This is a genomic window from Salmonella sp. SAL04214 (assembly GCF_046550615.1).
Classification (GTDB): Bacteria; Pseudomonadota; Gammaproteobacteria; order Enterobacterales; family Enterobacteriaceae; genus Salmonella; species Salmonella enterica.
In genome coordinates this window covers 96,688-117,772 of the sequence record NZ_JBGDXT010000009.1, presented here as the reverse complement: position 1 = coordinate 117,772, position 21,085 = coordinate 96,688, and the positions used below count along the sequence as shown (strand labels likewise).

Annotated in this window: 20 protein-coding genes; 13 read left to right on the top strand and 7 right to left on the bottom strand. The window is 52.7% G+C overall.

Features of this window, described 5'->3' with window-relative positions; translation table 11 throughout:
• Window positions 1-69: 69 nt before the first annotated feature.
• Window positions 70-717: a GSH-dependent disulfide bond oxidoreductase gene (gene yfcG / locus ACLJQD_RS15935; protein WP_000566563.1), complete on the bottom strand. Its 648-nt coding sequence runs from the start codon at window positions 715-717 to the stop codon at window positions 70-72.
• Between the two features lie 142 nt (window positions 718-859).
• On the opposite strand from yfcG, the gene yfcF reads away from it, so the two are divergent.
• Genes yfcF through yfcD form a run of 3 tightly spaced genes read left to right on the top strand, consistent with a single transcriptional unit; the run spans window position 860 to window position 2,722 of the window.
• The gene (yfcF, locus tag ACLJQD_RS15930) at window positions 860-1,504 is read left to right on the top strand and encodes a glutathione transferase (protein WP_000043010.1); all 645 of its coding nucleotides are present in this window, start codon (window positions 860-862) and stop codon (window positions 1,502-1,504) included.
• A 55-nt stretch (window positions 1,505-1,559) separates the two neighbouring features.
• Window positions 1,560-2,111 carry a phosphodiesterase gene (gene yfcE / locus ACLJQD_RS15925; protein ID WP_000772458.1) on the top strand — a complete coding sequence of 184 codons (552 nt, stop codon included), beginning with the start codon at window positions 1,560-1,562 and terminating at the stop codon, window positions 2,109-2,111.
• Window positions 2,112-2,167: 56 nt separating this feature from the next.
• Window positions 2,168-2,722, top strand: a complete 555-nt coding sequence (yfcD, locus tag ACLJQD_RS15920) for an NUDIX hydrolase YfcD (protein ID WP_000230215.1) — start codon at window positions 2,168-2,170, stop codon at window positions 2,720-2,722.
• Window positions 2,723-2,727: 5 nt separating this feature from the next.
• Here the strand turns inward: yfcD and ACLJQD_RS15915 are convergent, their stop codons facing one another.
• Complete coding sequence (locus ACLJQD_RS15915; protein ID WP_000026949.1) at window positions 2,728-3,747, bottom strand: LacI family DNA-binding transcriptional regulator; 1,020 nt, start codon at window positions 3,745-3,747, stop codon at window positions 2,728-2,730.
• 252 nt (window positions 3,748-3,999) lie between these two features.
• Between ACLJQD_RS15915 and ACLJQD_RS15910 the strand changes: the two genes are divergently transcribed.
• The 5 genes from ACLJQD_RS15910 (at window position 4,000) to ACLJQD_RS15890 (ending at window position 7,981) form a co-directional block, all read left to right on the top strand.
• Window positions 4,000-4,443: a PTS sugar transporter subunit IIA gene (locus tag ACLJQD_RS15910; RefSeq protein WP_000901813.1), complete on the top strand. Its 444-nt coding sequence runs from the start codon at window positions 4,000-4,002 to the stop codon at window positions 4,441-4,443.
• A gap of 80 nt (window positions 4,444-4,523) precedes the next feature.
• The gene (locus tag ACLJQD_RS15905) at window positions 4,524-4,796 is read left to right on the top strand and encodes a PTS sugar transporter subunit IIB (protein ID WP_000699818.1); all 273 of its coding nucleotides are present in this window, start codon (window positions 4,524-4,526) and stop codon (window positions 4,794-4,796) included.
• A gap of 20 nt (window positions 4,797-4,816) precedes the next feature.
• Window positions 4,817-6,208 (top strand): PTS ascorbate transporter subunit IIC, encoded by a 1,392-nt coding sequence (locus tag ACLJQD_RS15900; protein WP_001518515.1) that lies wholly within the window; start codon window positions 4,817-4,819, stop codon window positions 6,206-6,208.
• A complete protein-coding gene (locus ACLJQD_RS15895; protein WP_001103256.1) occupies window positions 6,205-7,035 on the top strand; it encodes a transketolase in 831 nt (276 codons plus the stop codon). The genes ACLJQD_RS15900 and ACLJQD_RS15895 overlap by 4 nt, the downstream gene beginning before the upstream one ends.
• The gene (locus ACLJQD_RS15890; RefSeq protein WP_000593035.1) at window positions 7,028-7,981 is read left to right on the top strand and encodes a transketolase family protein; all 954 of its coding nucleotides are present in this window, start codon (window positions 7,028-7,030) and stop codon (window positions 7,979-7,981) included. The genes ACLJQD_RS15895 and ACLJQD_RS15890 overlap by 8 nt, the downstream gene beginning before the upstream one ends.
• 48 nt (window positions 7,982-8,029) lie before the next feature.
• Here ACLJQD_RS15890 and yfcC read toward each other — a convergent pair whose 3' ends face one another.
• The 3 genes from yfcC to ackA form a co-directional block, all read right to left on the bottom strand.
• Window positions 8,030-9,550, bottom strand: coding sequence for a putative basic amino acid antiporter YfcC (gene yfcC / locus ACLJQD_RS15885; RefSeq protein WP_000117932.1), 1,521 nt, complete (start codon window positions 9,548-9,550; stop codon window positions 8,030-8,032).
• A 217-nt stretch (window positions 9,551-9,767) separates the two neighbouring features.
• Window positions 9,768-11,912 (bottom strand): phosphate acetyltransferase, encoded by a 2,145-nt coding sequence (pta, locus tag ACLJQD_RS15880; RefSeq protein WP_000086692.1) that lies wholly within the window; start codon window positions 11,910-11,912, stop codon window positions 9,768-9,770.
• Window positions 11,913-11,988: 76 nt separating this feature from the next.
• A complete protein-coding gene (gene ackA / locus ACLJQD_RS15875) occupies window positions 11,989-13,191 on the bottom strand; it encodes an acetate kinase (protein ID WP_000095689.1) in 1,203 nt (400 codons plus the stop codon).
• 339 nt (window positions 13,192-13,530) lie between these two features.
• Here ackA and yfbV point away from each other — a divergent pair, with 339 nt between their 5' ends.
• The 4 genes from yfbV (at window position 13,531) to ACLJQD_RS15855 (ending at window position 17,136) form a co-directional block, all read left to right on the top strand.
• Complete coding sequence (gene yfbV, locus ACLJQD_RS15870; RefSeq protein ID WP_000106617.1) at window positions 13,531-13,986, top strand: terminus macrodomain insulation protein YfbV; 456 nt, start codon at window positions 13,531-13,533, stop codon at window positions 13,984-13,986.
• An 82-nt stretch (window positions 13,987-14,068) separates the two neighbouring features.
• On the top strand, window positions 14,069-14,563 hold the full coding sequence (locus ACLJQD_RS15865; RefSeq protein WP_000426135.1) for a YfbU family protein: 495 nt from the start codon (window positions 14,069-14,071) through the stop codon (window positions 14,561-14,563).
• Window positions 14,556-15,233 carry a sugar phosphatase gene (locus tag ACLJQD_RS15860; RefSeq protein WP_001555201.1) on the top strand — a complete coding sequence of 226 codons (678 nt, stop codon included), beginning with the start codon at window positions 14,556-14,558 and terminating at the stop codon, window positions 15,231-15,233. The genes ACLJQD_RS15865 and ACLJQD_RS15860 overlap by 8 nt, the downstream gene beginning before the upstream one ends.
• Window positions 15,234-15,309: 76 nt before the next feature.
• Window positions 15,310-17,136 carry an SLC13 family permease gene (locus ACLJQD_RS15855; RefSeq protein ID WP_001012861.1) on the top strand — a complete coding sequence of 609 codons (1,827 nt, stop codon included), beginning with the start codon at window positions 15,310-15,312 and terminating at the stop codon, window positions 17,134-17,136.
• A gap of 105 nt (window positions 17,137-17,241) precedes the next feature.
• On the opposite strand, the gene yfbR is transcribed toward ACLJQD_RS15855, so the two are convergent.
• Both yfbR and alaA read right to left on the bottom strand, forming a co-directional pair.
• Window positions 17,242-17,841: a 5'-deoxynucleotidase gene (gene yfbR / locus ACLJQD_RS15850; RefSeq protein WP_000813882.1), complete on the bottom strand. Its 600-nt coding sequence runs from the start codon at window positions 17,839-17,841 to the stop codon at window positions 17,242-17,244.
• A gap of 93 nt (window positions 17,842-17,934) precedes the next feature.
• Window positions 17,935-19,149, bottom strand: coding sequence for an alanine transaminase AlaA (gene alaA / locus ACLJQD_RS15845; RefSeq protein WP_000074540.1), 1,215 nt, complete (start codon window positions 19,147-19,149; stop codon window positions 17,935-17,937).
• 931 nt (window positions 19,150-20,080) lie between these two features.
• Between alaA and lrhA the strand changes: the two genes are divergently transcribed.
• On the top strand, window positions 20,081-21,019 hold the full coding sequence (gene lrhA / locus ACLJQD_RS15840; RefSeq protein WP_017441456.1) for a transcriptional regulator LrhA: 939 nt from the start codon (window positions 20,081-20,083) through the stop codon (window positions 21,017-21,019).
• The last annotated feature ends 66 nt before the right edge of the window (window positions 21,020-21,085 follow it).

Sequence of the window (21,085 nt, the reverse complement as noted above, 5' to 3'; positions counted from 1 at the left end):
ATAAGGGTGCCGGACGCAGGTTTTTTCCGTGTATACACCTCTACATCATACATGATGTATGCTACCGCGTTACGCTTTCGTACTGTTACAGTGCAGTTGCGCTTGTAACAGTGCGCGCGCTGTCGCAGGACGCGTGCGAATGCGTTCAAACCAGTTATACACCGCCGGGTAGGTATCAAGATCGATTCGCTGACGCTGATGTGCGTTAACCCACGGCCAACTGGCGATATCCGCAATACTGTAGTGGTCGCCGCCCAGCCACGGGGAGGTTTCCAGGCGTTTATTCAGGACGTTGTATAAGCGTTGCGTTTCAACCTGATAGCGTTCAATCGCATAGGGGATGGCCTGCGGCGCAAAATGGTTAAAGTGATGATTCTGGCCCAGCATCGGCCCTAACCCGCCGACCTGCCAGAACAGCCATTGCAGCGTGGTATGGCGTTCACGCAGCTCCCCGCTAAGCAGTTTGCCGCTTTTTTCCGCCAGGTAGAGAAGAATTTCGCCGGATTCAAAAAGACTAAGCGGTTGACCGCCGTCTGCCGGGGCGTGATCGACGATGGCAGGAATTTTATTATTGGGAGAGATAGCCAAAAAATCAGGGCGAAACTGATTGCCCTTGCTGATATCTACTTTTAGCAAACGATACGCCAGCTCCGCCTCTTCCAGAAACAGCGTTATTTTATGCCCGTTGGGCGTGGGGGCGTAGTAAAGGTCAATCATTTTGGCTCCTGCATGTGCGTAAAGAGTCTGGGCTGAATTAAGTATAGAAAGCCTCCTGATGTGTGTGAGTTTTCATCAGGTGACAGCAGGCGAAAGACGCTATATTTTGGGAAGAAACCTAATACGCCCTCAAGAGGACATTATGAGTAAGCCTGTTATTGTGCTGTGGTCGGATGCGAACTTTTTCTCTCCCTACGTCTTGTCCGCCTGGGTGGCATTACAAGAAAAAGGGCTTTCCTTTACTCTGAAAACTCGCGATCTGGACCAGGGAGAACATCTGCAACCTGGCTGGCGAGGATATGCGCTGACGCAGCGCGTACCGGTGCTTGAGGCCGACAATTTTGAGCTGAGCGAGTCGTCCGCTATTGCGGAATACCTGGAGGAGCGTTTCGCGCCGCCGCAGTGGGAGCGTATCTACCCGCACGATTTACAAAAACGCGCCCGCGCGCGACAGATTCAGGCGTGGCTACGCAGCGATTTACTGCCGCTTCGCGAAGAACGGCCTACCGACGTGGTGTTTGCCGGGGCGAAAAAAGCGCCGCTAAGCGAGGCTGGAAAAGCCAGCGCGGCAAAACTGTTTGCGACGGCTGAAGCGCTATTGGGGCAAGGGACGCAAAATTTATTTGGTGAATGGTGCATTGCCGATACCGATCTGGCATTGATGATCAATCGTCTGGCGCTGCATGGCGATGACGTGCCGGCGTCGCTGGCGGCGTATGCGACATTCCAGTGGCAGCGTGCTTCCGTACAGCGTTTTATTGCGCTTTCCTCGAAGCGTTCAGGCTGAAAATCTATTCATATTCCAGTATCATAACGCCGTTTTTCACAACGAGGAGTGAGCGATGAAACTGATGTTCGCATCGGACATTCATGGTTCTTTACCCGCCACGGAACGCGTGCTTGAGCGGTTCGCGCAAAGCGGCGCGCGTTGGCTGGTGATATTAGGCGATGTCCTTAACCACGGGCCGCGAAATGCGCTGCCTGAAGGCTATGCGCCCGCCCAGGTCGCCGAACGCCTGAACGCGGTGGCGACGCAAATCATTGCCGTGCGCGGCAACTGCGATAGCGAAGTGGATCAGATGCTGCTGCATTTCCCGATAACTGCGCCGTGGCAGCAAATATTGACGCAAGAGAGGCGGCTATTTTTAACGCATGGGCACCTCTTCGGGCCGACGAATCTGCCCGCTCTGCATACTGGCGATGTGTTGGTCTATGGTCATACGCATCTGCCGGTGGCGCAACAGCAGGAAGGACTGTATCACTTTAATCCTGGGTCAGTGAGCATCCCGAAAGGCGGGTATGCGGCAAGCTACGGTATTCTGGATGATAATGTGTTGAGCGTAATCGCACTCAATGATCAAAGTATCATTGCGCAGGTTGCAATTAACTCGTAATTTACCTCACAAACGTAAATGCGCCGTAAGAGCGCCAGAAATAAGAAGGTTTCCTGATGGTGGAACAGCGTCGTTTGGCAAGTACGGAATGGGTGGATATTGTGAATGAAGACAATGAAGTCATTGCACAGTCCAGCCGGGAACAGATGCGTGCGCAACGCTTACGGCATCGTGCGACGTATATCGTCGTTCATGATGGTATGGGTAAAATTCTGGTGCAGCGTCGTACCGAAACAAAAGATTTTTTGCCCGGTATGTTAGATGCTACCGCAGGTGGCGTGGTCCAGGCTGATGAGCAGCTACTGGAATCTGCCCGCCGCGAAGCGGAAGAAGAGTTGGGTATTGCAGGCGTGCCGTTTGCCGAACACGGTCTGTTTTACTTTGAAGACCAACATTGCCGGGTTTGGGGCGCGCTGTTTAGCTGCGTTTCCCACGGGCCTTTCGCGCTTCAGGAAGATGAAGTCAGCGAAGTGTGTTGGCTGACTCCGGAGGAGATCACCGCGCGCTGTGATGAGTTTACGCCGGACTCGCTCAAAGCGCTGGCGCTGTGGATGACCCGCAACGCCAAAAACGAAGCTGCGCTTCAGGAGAAACCGGAAGAGACGGAATAAGCGTTTTAGCAGCTTTCCCGCATACATAAACTGGAGGCGATGGATTTTCGATCGCTCCAGTTTCCCTGATTTAACCTTTCCAACAGCGCCCGTCCGGCTTCACTGCCAATCTTACGGTGCGGTACGGCCATGGTGGTTAACGGCGGCTGGCAGACCCGGCTGACATCGCTATCGCCAAACCCGACCACCGCTAAATCGTCCGGAACTTTGATCCGCCGTCGTTGGCACTCGTATAACGCGCCGCAGGCCAGCTCATCCGATACGCATACCAGCGCGTCCAGCTCCGGCCACGCCAGTAAAAACTCCGGCAGTTGCGACGCGCCGGTAGAAAAATTGGGCGGCAAGGCGGCATTAATCACCCGGTTTGGCGACATATGGTGGCGAAGCATCGCTTTGTACCAGCCGTGCAGATGTTGCTGAAAAATCCACTGTTCCTGATTGGCGCATAGCAGCCCGATATTCTGATAACCGCGCTGAATCAGCATTTCCGTCAGCTCATACATTGCCGCAACGTTATCAATACCGATATTCATATCAATAGGATCGCTGCGAATCGCGCCCATCTCCATCACCGGGATAGAGGCATTTTTCAGCCACTGGCGCACGGTAGTGCTATGTTCGACGCTAAGCAGAATCGCCGCGGCAATGTTGGAGGCCAGCAGCGTTTCGAGCAGCTTCTCCTCTTGTTCCACGCGATGCTGCGATTCCGCCAGCATAATCTGGTAGCCAGCGGGCTGTAAAATTTGTTGCAGCCCGGCGAACATTTCAGAACACCCCGCTTCCGCAAGGTTCGGTACGACCATCGCGATGGTGTGCGAGGAGGCAGACGCCAGCGCGCTGGCGGCGAGATTAGGCATATAGCCCAGCTCATGCACTGCCGCTTCGATTTTTTCCCGGAGTTTATCAGAGACCTGTTCCGGCGTGCGTAAGGCTCGTGATACGGTCATCGTGCCTACACCGGCAAGTTGGGCTACATCGGCGATAGTCACTTTACCGGTACTGCGCCGTTTACGGGGTATCGACATACAAATTCCTGCGTCATTACAACATGTTGAGATGCTTTTTTATTGTCGTTCTTTGCTTCGCATGACTGGCAGTATACGCCTTAAATCCGCTTTTTTGCTGTGATTTCACACCATGATTTTAATTTGATAGCGCTATCACAATTCTGAGTAATAGTCGCTGGTAGCGCTATCTTTGTGATAACGATCGCAGCTAATATCGAATGGCTTGAATAAAGTTTGTTCATAATTTCATACACCGTGGGGGCGAATAACATGCTGGGAACCTGGTTATCTGACGCAACCATCACGCTACAGGAGAGCGTGGAAACGTGGCCGCAGGCGCTGGAAATTTGCGGCAAACCCCTGCTGGACGCAGGTGTTATCGCACCGGAATACCTTACGGCGATTGTTCAGCAGCACCAAAAGCTTGGGCCGTATTATGTATTAGCGCCAGGGTTAGCGATGCCGCATGCGAGGCCGGAAGAGGGGGCGAAAGGGTTAGGTTTATCGTTACTGAAACTACAGCGCGGCGTTTCATTTGGCGCAGACGAATTCGATCCGGTTGACATCATTATTATGCTGGCGGCGCCTGATAAGCACAGTCATATCGAAATGATATCGGCGCTGGCGGAATTATTTTCCAGTGATGTAGATATGGAAAAATTACATCAGGCAAAAAACCTGGAGGACATTAAAACGATTATTGACCGTTTCTGATTTTATTCCATTTTCTTGCGGTAAATAACATTACGCCCGTGCGTGATGCAGACCAACTCTACTTTTAAAAGGTGACAATAATGAAAATCATGGCAATTTGCGGTTCCGGCCTGGGTAGTAGTTTTATGGTAGAAATGAACATTAAAAAAGTATTAAAGAAACTCAATATTGACGCTGAAGTGGAACACTCCGATCTCTCATCGGCCACGCCCGGGGCTGCCGATCTTTTTGTAATGGCCAAAGATATCGCGGCCAGCGCCAGCGTACCGGAAAGCCAACTGGTGGTGATCAATAACATCATCGACATCAACGAACTGGAAACGCAGCTGCGCGCATGGTTCGCTAAACAATAATTATTGCTGGCGAGGTGGATATGTTTATCCTTGAAACGCTGAATTTTGTTGTTGATATTTTAAAAGTGCCCTCGGTGCTTGTAGGGTTAATTGCGCTGATTGGTCTGGTGGCGCAGAAAAAAGCGTTTTCCGATGTGGTAAAAGGCACGATTAAAACCATTTTAGGTTTTATTGTGCTTGGCGGTGGCGCAACCGTACTGGTGGGTTCATTAAATCCGCTAGGGGGTATGTTTGAACACGCTTTTAATATTCAGGGCATTATTCCTAATAATGAAGCGATAGTCTCAATCGCGCTGGAGAAATATGGCGCGTCCACGGCGTTAATTATGGCATTTGGTATGGTGGCCAATATTGTCGTGGCGCGCTTTACGCGTCTTAAATATATCTTTTTGACCGGGCATCACACCTTTTACATGGCCTGTATGATTGGCGTAATCCTGACCGTGGCGGGGTTTGAGGGCGTAGGGCTGGTCTTCACCGGATCGCTGATCCTGGGGCTGGTGATGGCTTTCTTCCCGGCGTTGGCCCAACGTTATATGAGGCGGATTACCGGTACCGATGACATTGCGTTTGGTCACTTCGGTACCCTGGGATATGTGCTTTCCGGCTGGATTGGCAGCCTGTGTGGTAAAGGCTCCCGCTCCACGGAAGAGATGAACCTGCCGAAAAATCTCAGTTTTTTACGCGACAGTTCTATCTCGATTTCGCTGACCATGATGATTATCTATCTGATCATGGCAGTCAGCGCAGGGCGTGAGTATGTCGAAGCGACGTTTAGCGGCGGGCAAAACTATCTGGTGTACGCCATCATCATGGCAATCACCTTCGCTGCTGGCGTGTTCATCATTCTGCAAGGCGTCCGTCTGATTCTGGCTGAAATTGTTCCGGCCTTTACCGGCTTTTCAGAAAAACTGGTGCCAAACGCGCGTCCGGCGCTGGACTGCCCGGTGGTGTATCCCTATGCCCCTAACGCGGTACTGATTGGCTTCCTGTTCAGTTTTCTCGGCGGGCTGGTGGGTCTGTTCCTGCTGGGACAGATGAAGCTTGTGTTAATCCTGCCAGGCGTTGTGCCGCACTTCTTTACCGGCGCGACCGCAGGCGTCTTTGGCAATGCCACCGGCGGTCGCCGCGGGGCGATGATCGGCGCATTTGCTAATGGTCTATTAATCACTTTCCTGCCAGTGCTGTTACTGCCGGTTCTCGGCGCGATCGGCTTCGCCAATACCACGTTCTCGGATGCTGACTTTGGCGTAATCGGTATTTTGCTGGGCAACCTGGCGCGTTATCTGTCGCCGATGGCTATCACGGGGCTGGTGGTGGCGCTATTCGCGCTACTGGTGGCGTACAACGTGTTGGCCAAAAACAAAAAAGCGAATGCCGAAGTGCAGGAAAATAGCGGAGCGAAAGAATGAACGTAACCGAAATCACCCAACTGGCGCGCGACATTCGCGTCGCCACGCTCAAATCCTTAAACCATCTTGGCTTTGGTCACTATGGCGGCAGCATGTCGGTAGTGGAAACTCTGGCGGTTCTGTACGGCGCGGTGATGAAAATCGACCCTGCCGACCCGGACTGGCCGGAGCGCGATTACTTCGTGCTGTCGAAAGGCCATGCGGGCCCCGCGTTGTACAGTACCCTGGCGATTAAAGGCTATTTCCCGCTCGAAGAGCTGAATACGCTTAACCAGAACGGCACCCGTCTTCCCAGCCATCCGGATCGGCTAAAAACGCGCGGCGTGGACGCCACGACCGGCTCACTGGGACAGGGCATCTCTATTGCGGGCGGAATGGCGTTGTCGCATAAACTGGCGCGGCGACCCAACCGGGTATTTTGCATTGTCGGCGATGGCGAGCTCAATGAAGGGCAGTGCTGGGAGGCGTTTCAGTTTATTGCCCACCACCGCCTGAATAATCTGACCGTTTTCATTGACTGGAATAAACAGCAGCTTGACGGCGAGCTGGAGGAGATTATCAATCCATTCGATCTGGAAGGGAAATTCCGTGCGTTTGGTTTCGATGTCGTCACCGTCAAAGGCGATGATATCGCCGGACTACTGGCGGTGGTTCAGCCTGTGCCGCCCGCCGATGCCCAGCCAAGGGTAGTGATCCTTGACAGCATTAAAGGGCAGGGGGTGCCATGCCTGGAGCAGTTAACGAATTCTCACCACTTACGCCTGACGGATGGCATGAAGCAGACGCTCAATGAGGCCATTCATCAACTGGAGGTCATGCATGATTAAGCTTGCGCCCGCAGGGCTTAAAGACGATATCGAAATGCGCAAAGTTTACGCCGGTTTTGTCGCCGGGCAGATTGAGGCTGGAAGCCCAATTATTGCGCTTGAGGCTGATTTAATGAGCTCAATGGCGATGGACAGCGTGGCGCGTGACTACCCGCAGCATGTCATTAACTGCGGTATTATGGAGGCGAATGTGATTGGCACTGCGGCGGGGCTGGCGCTGACCGGTCGCAAACCGTTTGTGCATACTTTTACCGCTTTTGCCAGCCGTCGCTGTTTTGATCAGCTCTTCATGGCGCTGGATTATCAGCGTAACAACGTCAAAGTGATCGCCTCCGATGCCGGAGTGACGGCGTGCCATAACGGCGGCACCCATATGTCTTTTGAAGATATGGGGATTGTTCGCGGGCTGGCGCACTCCGTAGTACTGGAGGTGACGGATGCGGTGATGTTCGCGGATATTTTACGCCAGCTAATGGACCTGGACGGTTTTTACTGGCTGCGTACCATCCGTAAGCAGGCGACGAGTATCTATGCGCCAGGCTCTACCTTTACCATTGGCAAGGGCAACGTACTGCGCGAGGGCGATGATATTACGCTTATCGCCAACGGCATTATGGTGGCGGAGGCGCTGGAGGCGGCGCGCCAACTGGAGCAGGAAGGCGTGAGCGCCGCGGTCATTGATATGTTCACCTTAAAGCCTATCGATCGCATGTTGGTGAAAAACTACGCGGAAAAAACGCGGCGTATCGTCACGTGTGAAAACCACAGCATCCATAATGGACTGGGGTCAGCGGTGGCGGAAGTGCTGGTGGAAAACTGTCCGGTGCCGATGCGCCGTGTTGGCGTCAAAGAGCGTTATGGGCAGGTAGGAACGCAGGATTTCTTACAACAAGAGTACGGACTCACCGCCGAAGCGATTGTAGAAGCCGCGAAATCACTGCTTTAATCATGGAGATATTGCCGGATGGCGCTGACGCTCATCCGGCATTTTGGATCAATGATATCCCATCATCTGCGCGCCAATGACGACCACGCTGGACATAATAAACAGTAGTCCCAGCAGCGACGCCCCCACTTTCAGCCAGTTGCGAAAATCGACCCGGCACACGCCCAGCGTGGCCATCAGCGAAGCTGATGTCGGATAGATAATATGGCTGAAGCCATCGCCAAACTGGAAGGCCAGAACAGTCACCTGACGGTTAACGCCGACCAGATCGCCGAGCGGCGCCAGTAATGGCATGGTTAACGCCGCCTGACCCGAACCGGACGTGACAAAGAAATTAAATACCGCCTGGAAGAGCAGCATAAACCAGGCGGCGATAGCATTATTAAGCCCGCTGATGCCATGCGCGATACTGTTAAGCAACGTATTGAGCACGCTGGGTTCCCCGGCTTCGCCGTTACCGACCAGCAGCAGAATGCCTTTGGCAAAACCCACCAGCAAGGCGGGCGCGATCATCATCCTCGCCCCTTCGGTGAATGAGGACGCCATCACGTTGACCGTCATACCGTTGAGGCGGAAGATAACGCCAATGAGGCCGATCACCACGCCCATGGTGAAAAACTGGCTGGCGATCTCCGGAATAAACCAGGCGTGGACAATCACGCCCCAGACGACCCAAATCATTACGCCGGTCAGGACCAGCAGTACCAGCCAGTCACCAAAGGTGAAAGGGCGCTGGACGACTTCATCCTGCTGTTCGCGGAAATAGCGATCGGATTCGTGGACGCGGGAAAGCAGCGGATTCTTTTTCACGCGTGAGGCGTAGACCAGCGTAAAAACCAGCCCAATCAGCGTGGCGACAATCCAGACCACAATACGCAGCCCGGAGCCGGAAAGTACCGGCACGCCGGCAATCCCCTGGGCGACGACTACGCAGAAAGGGTTCATCCACGAACTGGCAAAGCCAATTTGGGTAGCGATATAGGTCACCAGGACGGTGGTAATGCTGTCATAGCCCAGCCTGACCATCAGCGGGGCTATGATAATTGCAAAGGCGACCGCCTCTTCGCCCATGCCAAATACGGCGCCCCCTAACGAAAAGAGGACAAATAGCACCGGAATAAACAGGACTTCGTTGCCCCGCGTGTGGCGAATAAGCGCCAGAATGCCGTTATCCACGGTGCCGGTACGCATCACGATGCCGAATGCGCCGCCAATCACCAACATAAACATAATGATGCCGACGGCAGTGCCGAATTTCGATCCGGATGTTAACCCTTCAAACGGAAAATTCATCAGCCCTGGTCTTTCATCGCCGGTAGTGAAAAATTGTACGCGATGATACTGCGCTTCCCCGGCCTCATTGGTCACAATGCGAAAAGAGTGCGGATCGACGACTTTGCGGGTTTTTGTCTGACCATCGACCTGATACTGCACTTCCTGGCTATCAAACATCCCAACGGGGACGACCCAGGTGGCGATACTGGTTAAAATGGCGACAAAAAAGATGATGACCAGCGTATCGGGCATTGCCCATTTTCTGGCTGTTTTTGATTCTGTAACGACAGACATGACAGACTATCCCTGTTGCAAAGCAAAGAGGCTAAGTATGAGAAGAAGGGAATAGTTATTCATTGATGCAGCGCAGTTAAGCAAAAAATTCCGCTTTGCAGGGTAAATAGCAGAATGCCGGATGGCGATGCTAACGCGTCTTATCCGGCCTACAACGGTATCTCACCTGTAGGCCGGACAAGGCGTTCACGCCGCCATCCGGCATTAGCTTTTACTGTTACTGCTGCTGTTGAGAAGCCTGGATTGCCGTCAGGGCGATGGTATAGACGATATCGTCAACCAGCGCGCCACGGGACAGGTCGTTCACCGGCTTGCGCATACCCTGCAGCATCGGCCCGATGGAGATCAGGTCGGCAGAACGCTGTACCGCTTTGTAGGTGGTGTTACCGGTGTTCAGATCCGGGAAAATGAACACGGTAGCGCGACCCGCAACCGGCGAGTTCGGCGCTTTGGATTTCGCTACGTCAGCCATGACCGCGGCGTCGTACTGCAACGGACCGTCGATCATCAGGTCAGGACGTTTTTCCTGCGCCAGACGCGTCGCTTCACGTACTTTCTCTACGTCGCTGCCCGCGCCAGAGGTGCCGGTGGAGTAGGAGAGCATTGCCACACGCGGTTCGATGCCGAAGGCAATGGCGGAATCCGCAGACTGAATCGCGATTTCTGCCAGCTGCTCTGCAGTCGGGTCTGGGTTGATTGCGCAGTCGCCGTAAACGTAAACCTGTTCCGGCAGTAGCATAAAGAACACAGAAGAGACCAGGGAGCTACCCGGCGCCGTTTTAATAAGCTGCAGCGGCGGACGGATGGTGTTGGCGGTGGTATGAACCGCGCCGGAAACCAGGCCGTCGACTTCGTCTTGCTCCAGCATCAGCGTGCCAAGCACCACGTTGTCTTCCAGCTGCTCGCGGGCAACCGGTTCGGTCATGCCTTTGCTCTTACGCAGCTCAACCAGGCGAGCGACATAGCTTTCACGCACCACTTCCGGATCGACGATTTCAATACCTGCGCCCAGCTCAACGCCCTGAGATGCCGCGACGCGGTTGATTTCATCCGGGTTGCCCAGCAGTACGCAAGTGGCGATGCCGCGTTCAGCGCAGATTGCCGCCGCTTTGACGGTACGCGGTTCGTCGCCTTCCGGCAGCACTACGCGTTTACCGGCTTTACGCGCCAGCTCGGTCAGTTGGTAGCGGAACGCCGGCGGAGAGAGACGACGGCTACGCTCGGAAGTGGCGGTCAGCGACTCGATCCACTCAGCGTTAACGTAGTTCGCGACGTATTCCTGAACTTTCTCGATGCGCTCATGGTCATCAACCGGGACTTCCAGATTGAAGCTTTGCAGGCTCAGCGAAGTCTGCCAGGTGTTGGTGTTCACCATAAAGACCGGCAGACCGGTGGCGAATGCGCGTTCGCACAGTTTAGAAATGCGTGCGTCCATTTCATAGCCGCCGGTCAGCAACAGGGCGCCGATTTCTACGCCGTTCATCGCGGCCAGGCAAGCTGCGACCAGTACGTCCGGACGGTCAGCGGAGGTCACTAACAATGATCCTGCGCGGAAATGTTCCAGCATATGCGGAATACTACGCGCGCAGAACGTGACGGATTTAACGCGGCGGGTTTTGATATCGCCTTCGTTAATGATGGTGGCGTTCAGGTGACGCGCCATATCGATAGCGCGGGTCGCAATCAGATCGAAGCTCCACGGCACTGCGCCCAGAACCGGCAGCGGGCTGGATTCCTGCAGTTTAGCAGGATCGATTTTGATCACCTGCGCTTTGGAAGAGTCGTCAAAAATCTCCGACAGATCCGGGCGAGTACGGCCTTGTTCATCAACCGGCGCATTCAGTTTGTTGATGATAACACCGGTGATGTTGGTGTTTTTCGCGCCGCCGAAGCTGCTGCGCGTCAATTCGATACGCTCGTTCAGCTGTTCTGGCGTGTCGGTCCCCTGAGACATGACAAAAACGATTTCCGCATTCAGCGTTTTCGCGATTTCATAGTTCAGAGACTGAGCGAACTGATGTTTACGGGTCGGAACCAGACCTTCAACCAGCACCACTTCCGCGTCTTTGGTATTCGCATGGTAGTTCGCGATGATCTCTTCCATCAGCACGTCTTTCTGGTTGCTGGAGAGCAGAGATTCAACGTGGCTCATCTTCAGCGGTTCAGCCGCCGGCAGGGTAGAGTTCGCGCGAACGATAGTGGTGGTCTGGTCAGGCGCATCGCCGCCAGCGCGAGGCTGGGCGATAGGCTTAAAGACGCTCAGACGAACGCCTTTGCGTTCCATAGCACGGATGACGCCGAGGCTGACGCTGGTCAGGCCGACGCTGGTTCCGGTAGGGATCAGCATAATAATACGGGACACGGTTTATCCTCTTTCGTTACCGTCTTTTGGGGACGGGTTACAAAACAGCACCGCCAGCGAGGCTGGCGGTGTGAAATCAGGCAGTCAGACGGCTCGCGTCCTGCGCGATAACCAGTTCTTCGTTGGTTGGGATCACCACCGCCGGACGGGTACCTTCTTTGTTGATGAAACCAGATTTGCCGAAGCGGGCCGCCAGGTTACGTTCGTGGTCGACTTCAAAGCCCAGTACGCCCAGTTTACCCAGAGACAGTTCGCGAACCATCGCGGCGTTTTCACCGATACCGCCGGTGAACACGACTGCATCCAGACGACCGTCCATCAGAGCGGTGTAAGAACCGATGTACTTCGCCAGGCGGTGGCAGTAAACGTCCATCGCACGTTTTGCGTCTTCTTTGGTGGCGTAGTTGTCTTCAACATAACGGCAGTCGCTGGTCACTTCAGTCAGACCCAGCAGACCGGACTCTTTGGTCAGCATTTTGTTGATCTGATCCACGCTCATGCCCAGAGTGTCGTGCAGGTGGAAGATAATCGCAGGGTCGATATCGCCGGAACGGGTACCCATGACCAGGCCTTCCAGCGGGGTCAGACCCATAGAGGTATCCACGCATTTACCGTTACGGATAGCGGAAACAGAACCGCCGTTGCCCAGGTGGCAGGTGATAATGTTCAGTTCTTCTACCGGCTTGTTCAGCATTTTTGCCGCTTCCTGAGTTACATAGAAGTGGCTGGTGCCGTGTGCGCCATAGCGACGAACGCCGTGTTCTTTATACAGGCTGTACGGCAGGGCATACAGGTAAGATTCTTCCGGCATGGTCTGATGGAAGGCGGTGTCGAATACTGCAACGTTTTTATCTTTCAGCTGCGGGAAAGATTTCAGCGCTTCGGCGATACCAATCAGGTGAGCCGGGTTATGCAGCGGTGCGAAAGAGGCGGAATCTTTGATGCCCTGAATGACGGACTCATCAATGACTACGGAGCTGGTATACTTCTCGCCGCCGTGTACGATACGGTGACCAATTGCAGTTAACTGCGCAGACAGTTCTGGTTTTTGTGCCAGAATAGTGTTAACGATAAAGTTCAGCGCTTCACTGTGAGCGGCGCCTGCACCTAAAGCCGCTTCTTGTTTACTGCCGTCCATTTTCCATTTGATGCGTGCTTCTGGCAGATGGAAACATTCGGCTAAACCAGAAAGGTATTCATCACCATTAACTGCATCAATAATTGCAAATTTCAGTGAAGAACTACCGCAGTTCAGAACCAGTACTAACTTACTCGACATGGAAGTACCTATTTATGATACGTGGCTAAAAAAACGTCAGTGAGCCATAGAGCGTAGCGCATGATAGCCCTGACATTTATGATTAACATCATGCGCAGGAGTTTTTTTGGGCATGATGGAAGAAATACCTTTGAGTCTATGCCATTTTGCGTATTTTTCAGCCAATGGCATACTATGTGTAATATTGACGACTCAATGATTTTAAACTACCGGCCTTTGACAGGCCGACACAGGATACCTGATAGTGGGTATCGAAGACAAAATGTTTTGAACGTTGTCCCTCGCAGTTGTTGTTTTGCACAAATTTTTTAAATTTTATATGTGAAGTTGAGGTAGGCCATGTCGACACCGGATAATCGCTCCGTAAATTTTTTTAGCTTATTTCGCCGGGGGCAGCACTACGCGAAGACGTGGCCGATGGAAAAGCGGCTGGCGCCCGTTTTCGTCGAAAACCGCGTCATTCGTATGACGCGCTATGCCATACGATTTATGCCGCCTGTCGCCGTCTTTACATTATGCTGGCAGATAGCGCTGGGCGGTCAGTTAGGTCCGGCCGTGGCGACCGCCCTGTTCGCCCTGAGCTTGCCTATGCAGGGATTATGGTGGTTAGGGAAACGTTCCGTGACGCCGTTGCCGCCTTCAATCCTTAACTGGTTTTACGAAGTTCGCGGTAAATTGCAGGAGGCTGGACAAGCGCTGGCGCCGGTAGAAGGAAAGCCGGATTACCAGGCATTAGCTGACACGCTTAAGCGCGCCTTCAAACAACTGGATAAAACTTTCCTGGATGATTTGTAATTGACCCCGGATTACGCATATAAAAGAAGGCATACCAATGCCTTCTTTTTTTCATCGCCATAGCGTGATACAGGAGTTCAAAATGGAAATGACCAACGCGCAACGTCTGATTTTGTCTAACCAGTACAAAATGATGACGATGCTCGATCCCACCAACGCCGAGCGTTACCGTCGCTTACAAACAATTATTGAACGCGGCTACGGCCTGCAGATGCGCGAGCTGGATCGCGAGTTTGGCGAGCTGACGGAAGAGACCTGTCGTACCATCATCGATATTATGGAGATGTACCATGCGCTGCACGTCTCCTGGACCAACCTCAAAGATACGCAAGCCATCGACGAACGTCGCGTCACCTTCCTGGGGTTTGACGCCGCGACGGAAGCGCGTTACCTCGGCTATGTCCGTTTTATGGTGAATATAGAAGGACGCTACACTCACTTTGACGCCGGGACGCACGGCTTTAATGCCCAGACGCCGATGTGGGAAAAATACCAGCGGATGTTGAATGTCTGGCATGCCTGCCCGCGTCAGTACCACCTGAGCGCGAATGAAATCAATCAAATCATTAATGCCTGAGGAGGCTCGCGTGCAGTGTAAAGGTTTTCTGTTTGATCTGGATGGAACGTTGGTTGACTCATTACCTGCCGTCGAACGCGCGTGGTGTAGCTGGGCCGATCGTTTTAACCTTGCTCATGATGAGGTGCTGGGCTTTATTCATGGCAAACAGGCGATCACCTCGTTGCGGCATTTTATGGCGGGTAAATCGGAGGCGGAAATTGCCGCTGAGTTTACGCGCCTGGAGCAAATAGAAGCCACTGAAACCGCAGGGATCACCGCGTTGCCGGGGGCAGTCGATTTACTCAATCACCTGAATAAAGCGGGCATTCCGTGGGCTATCGTCACCTCCGGTTCAATGCCGGTCGCGCGTGCGCGCCATCAGGTCGCGGGCCTTCCAGCGCCAGAGGTGTTTGTCACCGCCGAACGAGTCAAACGCGGCAAACCGGAGCCGGATGCGTATTTGCTGGGCGCACAACTGCTTGGCCTGGCCCCTCAGGAGTGCGTCGTAGTAGAAGATGCCCCGGCTGGCGTGCTGTCCGGGCTGGCTGCGGGCTGCCACGTCATTGCGGTCAATGCGCCGGCCGACACGCCGCGTCTGGCGGATGTTGATTTTGCGTTGGATAGCCTGACGCAATTATCGGTCGCTAAACAACCAAACGGCGATGTGGTGGTATTAAGAAAGACCTGATCATGATATCGCCCCGCTTTGGCGGGGCATATTTATGGCAGAATCGCGTTATCTTCTCATCTGACAAGGATATGTTGTGAACGGTGAATTGATTTGGGTTCTCTCTTTACTGGCGATTGCCGTCGTGTTGTTTGCGACGGGCAAAGTACGTATGGATGCGGTGGCTTTATTCGTCATTGTTGCTTTTGTCCTTAGCGGTACCTTGACCCTTCCGGAAGCCTTCTCCGGCTTTAGCGATCCGAATGTCATTCTTATCGCCGCCTTATTTATTATTGGTGACGGCCTCGTGCGCACCGGCGTTGCGACGGTGGTCGGTACCTGGCTGGTTAAAATGGCGGGCAGCAGTGAAATCAAAATGCTGGTTTTACTGATGATCACTGTCGCCGGACTTGGCGCTTTCATGAGTTCAACCGGCGTGGTGGCGATTTTTATCCCCGTTGTTCTTAGCGTTTCTATGCATATGCAGACCTCGCCTTCGCGCCTGATGATGCCGCTGAGTTTTGCCGGGCTTATCAGCGGAATGATGACGCTGGTGGCGACGCCGCCGAACCTGGTGGTTAACAGTGAACTGCTGCGTGAAGGCCTGCACGGGTTCAACTTTTTTAGCGTGACGCCGCTGGGGGTAGTGGTGTTGGCGCTCGGTATTGTTTATATGCTGGTGATGCGCTTCATGCTAAAAGGCGATGCGCCCGGACAACAGGCCGGTAAGCGGCGCACTTTCCGCGATCTTATCCGCGAGTACCGTCTGACGGGGCGCGCTCGCCGTCTGGCGATTCGCCCCGGTTCGCCGATGGTGGGACAGCGACTGGACGACCTTAAACTGCGCGAACGTTACGGCGCCAATGTCATCGGCGTTGAACGCTGGCGGCGCTTTCGGCGGGTTATCGTCAATGTGAACGGCGTATCGGAGTTTCGCGCTCGCGACGTTCTGCTGATTGATATGTCGGCGGCGGAGGTTGACCTCAGAGAGTTCTGCGCCGAGCAACTGCTGGAACCGATGGTATTGCGAGGAGAATATTTTTCCGATCAGGCGTTGGATGTCGGGATGGCGGAAATTTCGCTTATTCCGGAGTCTGAACTGATTGGCAAGTCGGTGCGTGAAATCGCCTTCCGTACACGTTACGGGCTGAATGTGGTCGGCCTGAAACGCGACGGCGTCGCGCTGGAAGGGTCGCTGGCCGATGAGCCGTTATTGATGGGCGATATCATTCTGGTCGTGGGGAACTGGAAGTTAATCAGCCTGCTGGGGCAAAAAGGCCGCGATTTTGTGGTGCTGAATATGCCGGTCGAGGTCAGCGAAGCCTCGCCGGCGCACAGCCAGGCGCCGCACGCCATTTTCTGCCTGGTACTGATGGTGGCGCTGATGTTGACCGATGAAATTCCCAACCCGATCGCGGCGATTATCGCCTGCCTGCTGATGGGAAAATTTCGCTGTATTGATGCTGAAAGCGCGTATAAAGCGATCCACTGGCCGAGTATTATCTTGATTGTGGGTATGATGCCGTTTGCGCTGGCGTTGCAAAAAACCGGCGGCGTCTCTCTGGTCGTGCAAGGGTTAATGGATATCGGCGGCGGCTATGGGCCATATATGATGCTGGGATGCCTGTTCGTGCTGTGTGCCGTCATAGGACTGTTCATTTCTAACACGGCAACGGCGGTGCTGATGGCGCCGATTGCGCTGGCGGCGGCGAAATCAATGGGGGTGTCGCCCTATCCGTTTGCGATGGCGGTGGCGATGGCGGCATCCGCCGCCTTTATGACGCCGGTTTCATCGCCGGTCAATACTCTGGTTCTGGGGCCGGGAAACTATAGCTTTAGCGATTTTGTGAAGCTTGGCGTGCCGTTCACGCTTATTGTGATGGCGGTTTGTATTGTGATGATTCCGATGTTGTTTCCGTTTTAACCCCAGGCTGGAAAAGGCCTGATGGCGCTGCGCTTATCAGGCCTGCGGATATCACGCTACGTCCAGGCCGGATAAGACGTTGACGTCGCCATCCGGCACAACCGTTTAAAGCGGTGAATCCTGGCTTATCTCGTCAAGAGAGAGATGGAAACTTGGTACGAACACCGCCATAAAATAGTCCATCTCCTGGCTGCGACGTAATTCCAGCGTTTTTTCCAGCCGCGTTTTTGCCAGTCCAAACTCATTGTTTCCCGCCGAGAGCTCTTCCAGGCATTTCAGGTAGGCGCAAAGCGCATCGGCCTGTTTTACGATTGCCTGTTCTTCTTCGCTCCAGGCATTCTCATCAATAAGCGGTGCGAAAATATCGCGTAATTCATCCGGCGCCATATCAACCAGCTTTTGCTGGGCGATTTTTTCGATCGCTTTATATTCCTGGGCTATCTGGGAATTAAAATATTTTACCGGCGTCGGCAGATCGCCGGTCAGTACTTCCGAGGCATCATGATACATCGCCAGAAGCGCGATGCGTTCAGCATTGAGCTGACCGCCAAATTTACGGTTTTTTATCGCCGCCAACGCATGGGCGACCATCGCCACCTGCAGACTATGTTCGGAGACGTTTTCCGTACGCACGTTACGCATCAGCGGCCAGCGGTTAATCAACTTCATGCGGGAGAGATGGGCGAAAAAATGGCTCTGCTTCATAGATTACCTTTTGTTTTCACTGCGGCAGACTTCATTGTGCGGGGAGGGGGATGAAGATGCAATTCAGGCTACCGAAGTAGCCTGAATTTAAGATTATTGATGGTAACCTGAGAGGAAACGCCCAAAACGGTTGATGGCCATCTCCAGGTCATCTTCACGCGGTAGCGTCACAATGCGGAAGTGATCCGGCCACGGCCAGTTAAAGGCGGTACCTTGCACCAGCAGCACCTTTTCCTGTAGCAGGAAGTCCAGCACCATCTTCTGGTCGTCGTGAATATTAAAACGTTTAGCGTCGATCCTGGGGAACATGTACAACGCGCCGCGCGGTTTTACGCAGGAAACGCCGGGAATATCGTTAATCAACTCCCAGGCGCGGTTACGCTGTTCATACAGTCGACCGCCCGGCAGAATAAATTCACTAATGCTTTGATAGCCGCCGAGCGCGGTCTGAATAGCATGTTGCGCCGGGACGTTGGCGCACAGGCGCATTGAGGCTAACATCTCCAGCCCTTCAATATAGCCCTTCGCATGTTTTTTCGGCCCGTTCAGCACCATCCAGCCCTGGCGGAAGCCGGCGACGCGATAGGTTTTAGACAACCCATTAAAGGTGATGGTCAGCAGATCAGGCGCCAGTGCGGCGATAGAGTGATGCTCGGCATCGTCATAGAGAATCTTGTCATAAATTTCATCGGCGAAGATGATGAGATTATGCTCGCGCGCAATGTTGACAATTTCCATCAACAATTCTTTAGAATAGACGGCGCCAGTAGGGTTGTTTGGATTAATAATGACAATACCACGCGTACGTGGGGTGATTTTGGCGCGGATATCGTCAAGGTCCGGGAACCAGTCGGAAGATTCATCGCAAAGATAATGTACCGCCTTGCCGCTGGAGAGCGATACCGCCGCTGTCCATAACGGATAATCGGGCGCGGGAACCAGCATTTCATCGCCACTGTTAAGCAACGCCTGCATCGCCTGAACGATCAGCTCGGAAACGCCGTTACCGATATAGATATCTTCCACGGTTACATCGCGCATTCCACGGGCCTGATAATGCTGCATAATCGCCTTACGGGCGGAATAAAGCCCTTTCGAGTCGCAATATCCTTGCGCCGTCGGCAAATTACGAATGACATCGACCAGAATTTCGTCCGGCGCTTCGAATCCGAAGGGGGCGGGGTTGCCGATATTCAGTTTAAGAACTTTATTACCTTCTTCCTCAAGGCGTTTCGCTTCTTTCAGAACGGGGCCACGAATGTCATAACAGACATTTTCGAGTTTGCTGGATTTTTCAATGGGGGACATGAATCTTGACCTTTTAGCTGTTATTGCCACTCCCTGCCGTGGAAGTCAGCACGAAACAATGTACTCCCACGACGGTGAGTTTTGAAGAGTGAACAGAAGAAGATTTTGTTTATTTTTAACGCGCTTTCGTGCTGTTTAAAACTTCATAAAATCATTTGTTTAGATGTATTTTCTATTTTTGTTTGTATGTATAGTGTTTTGTTCTGTGTGATTGCTGATAATGTGGTTTTTTATGTTGTCAGAAATTATCTGTTTTATGAGAGATAAGCATTCATCATTAGTGTCGCGTCGGCTATTTCGGAAATACCGAGTATTAAAGGTAAAATGAGAAGGTTAGACCTTTCCGGCGGCGGGGGGTGTGAAACTATTGTTAAGTATAATTAATGAATGGTAGAAATCTTAATTAATTATTATTTAATATTTAAAAAGCATTTACTAAAGTCGTAATAATATCTTTCTGGTCCGATTAGTATAACATATCCCAGGTTAAGATTATTCGTAATAATACTTATAAATATAGCGGTTTTAGGTTAAGATAATGATCCGAAACGGGGGCGTAGTCTGCGTTGTCTGCTAATTATCATGACGCGATTTTATACATAACCTATTGTTCAATATATTGTTTTTGTATCTGTGCGTCTCGGTAAACTATTTGACGCTGTTACAAGATTTACACGTCCATCATTAGCAGAAATCTGTAGACGCCTAAAGGTATGACACATTCTCTTTGATATATCCCGATCAGTTGCATTTGGTATTATATCAGTAAGTAAGAGAAGTGTTTTGGTCGTATTTTCAATTACATTCTAACATTTACCTGGGTAACCAGGCGGTACTGCGAAGGATGCACATTACAAATGGAATTGCTTGTTTCTGAATGCACAGCATTAACCAGGTCAGCCCGATATGACCCGCCAGTAAGTGAAAAATTATGATAAATGCAAATCGTCCGATAATTAACCTCGATCTCGATCTGCTGAGAACGTTCGTGGCCGTTGCCGATCTGAACACCTTCGCGGCGGCGGCGGCGGCGGTATGTCGTACTCAGTCTGCGGTCAGTCAGCAAATGCAGCGTCTTGAGCAACTCGTGGGAAAGGAATTGTTCGCCCGCCATGGTCGTAACAAACTTTTGACCGAACACGGTATCCAGCTTCTGGGGTACGCCAGAAAAATCCTGCGTTTTAATGATGAGGCGTGTTCATCATTAATGTTCAGTAATCTTCAGGGAGTGTTAACAATCGGCGCTTCTGATGAATCAGCTGATACTATCCTGCCTTTTTTGCTTAGCCGAATCAGCTCGGTTTATCCGAAACTCGCGCTTGATGTACGGGTAAAACGCAACGCCTATATGGTGGACATGGTTAAATCGCAGGAAGTAGATTTGGTGGTGACGACTAACCAACCTCATTCGCTGGACTGTCTGAATTTGCGGACCTCGCCCACCCATTGGTATTGTGCGGCTGAGTATGTTTTGCAAAGGGGAGAGCCCGTACCACTAGTCCTGCTGGACGATCCCAGCCCATTCCGCGATATGGTGCTGGAGACGCTAAATGCAGCGGGTATTCCCTGGCGGCTGGCCTATGTGGCGTCTACATTACCGGCGGTACGCGCGGCCGTTAAAGCCGGTCTTGGCGTAACGGCTCGACCTGTCGAAATGATGAGTCCCGACCTTCGCGTGCTGGGCGCCGCAGACGGATTACCGCCTTTGCCGGATACGGAATATCTGTTGTGCCGCGATCCCAATAGCCAGAACGAGCTGGCGATGGTGATTTTCCAAGCGATGGAAAGCTATCAAAACCCATGGCATTACAACCAGTTTTCTGCAGAGGGCGGAGATGATCCGCTGATGGTGGAAGGGGGTTTTGAGTAGCTCGCAGGCAAAAGGCGCTAAGTCGTAAATGTAAAAAAGAGCCGCTGGCGATGAAAAAACGCTCAG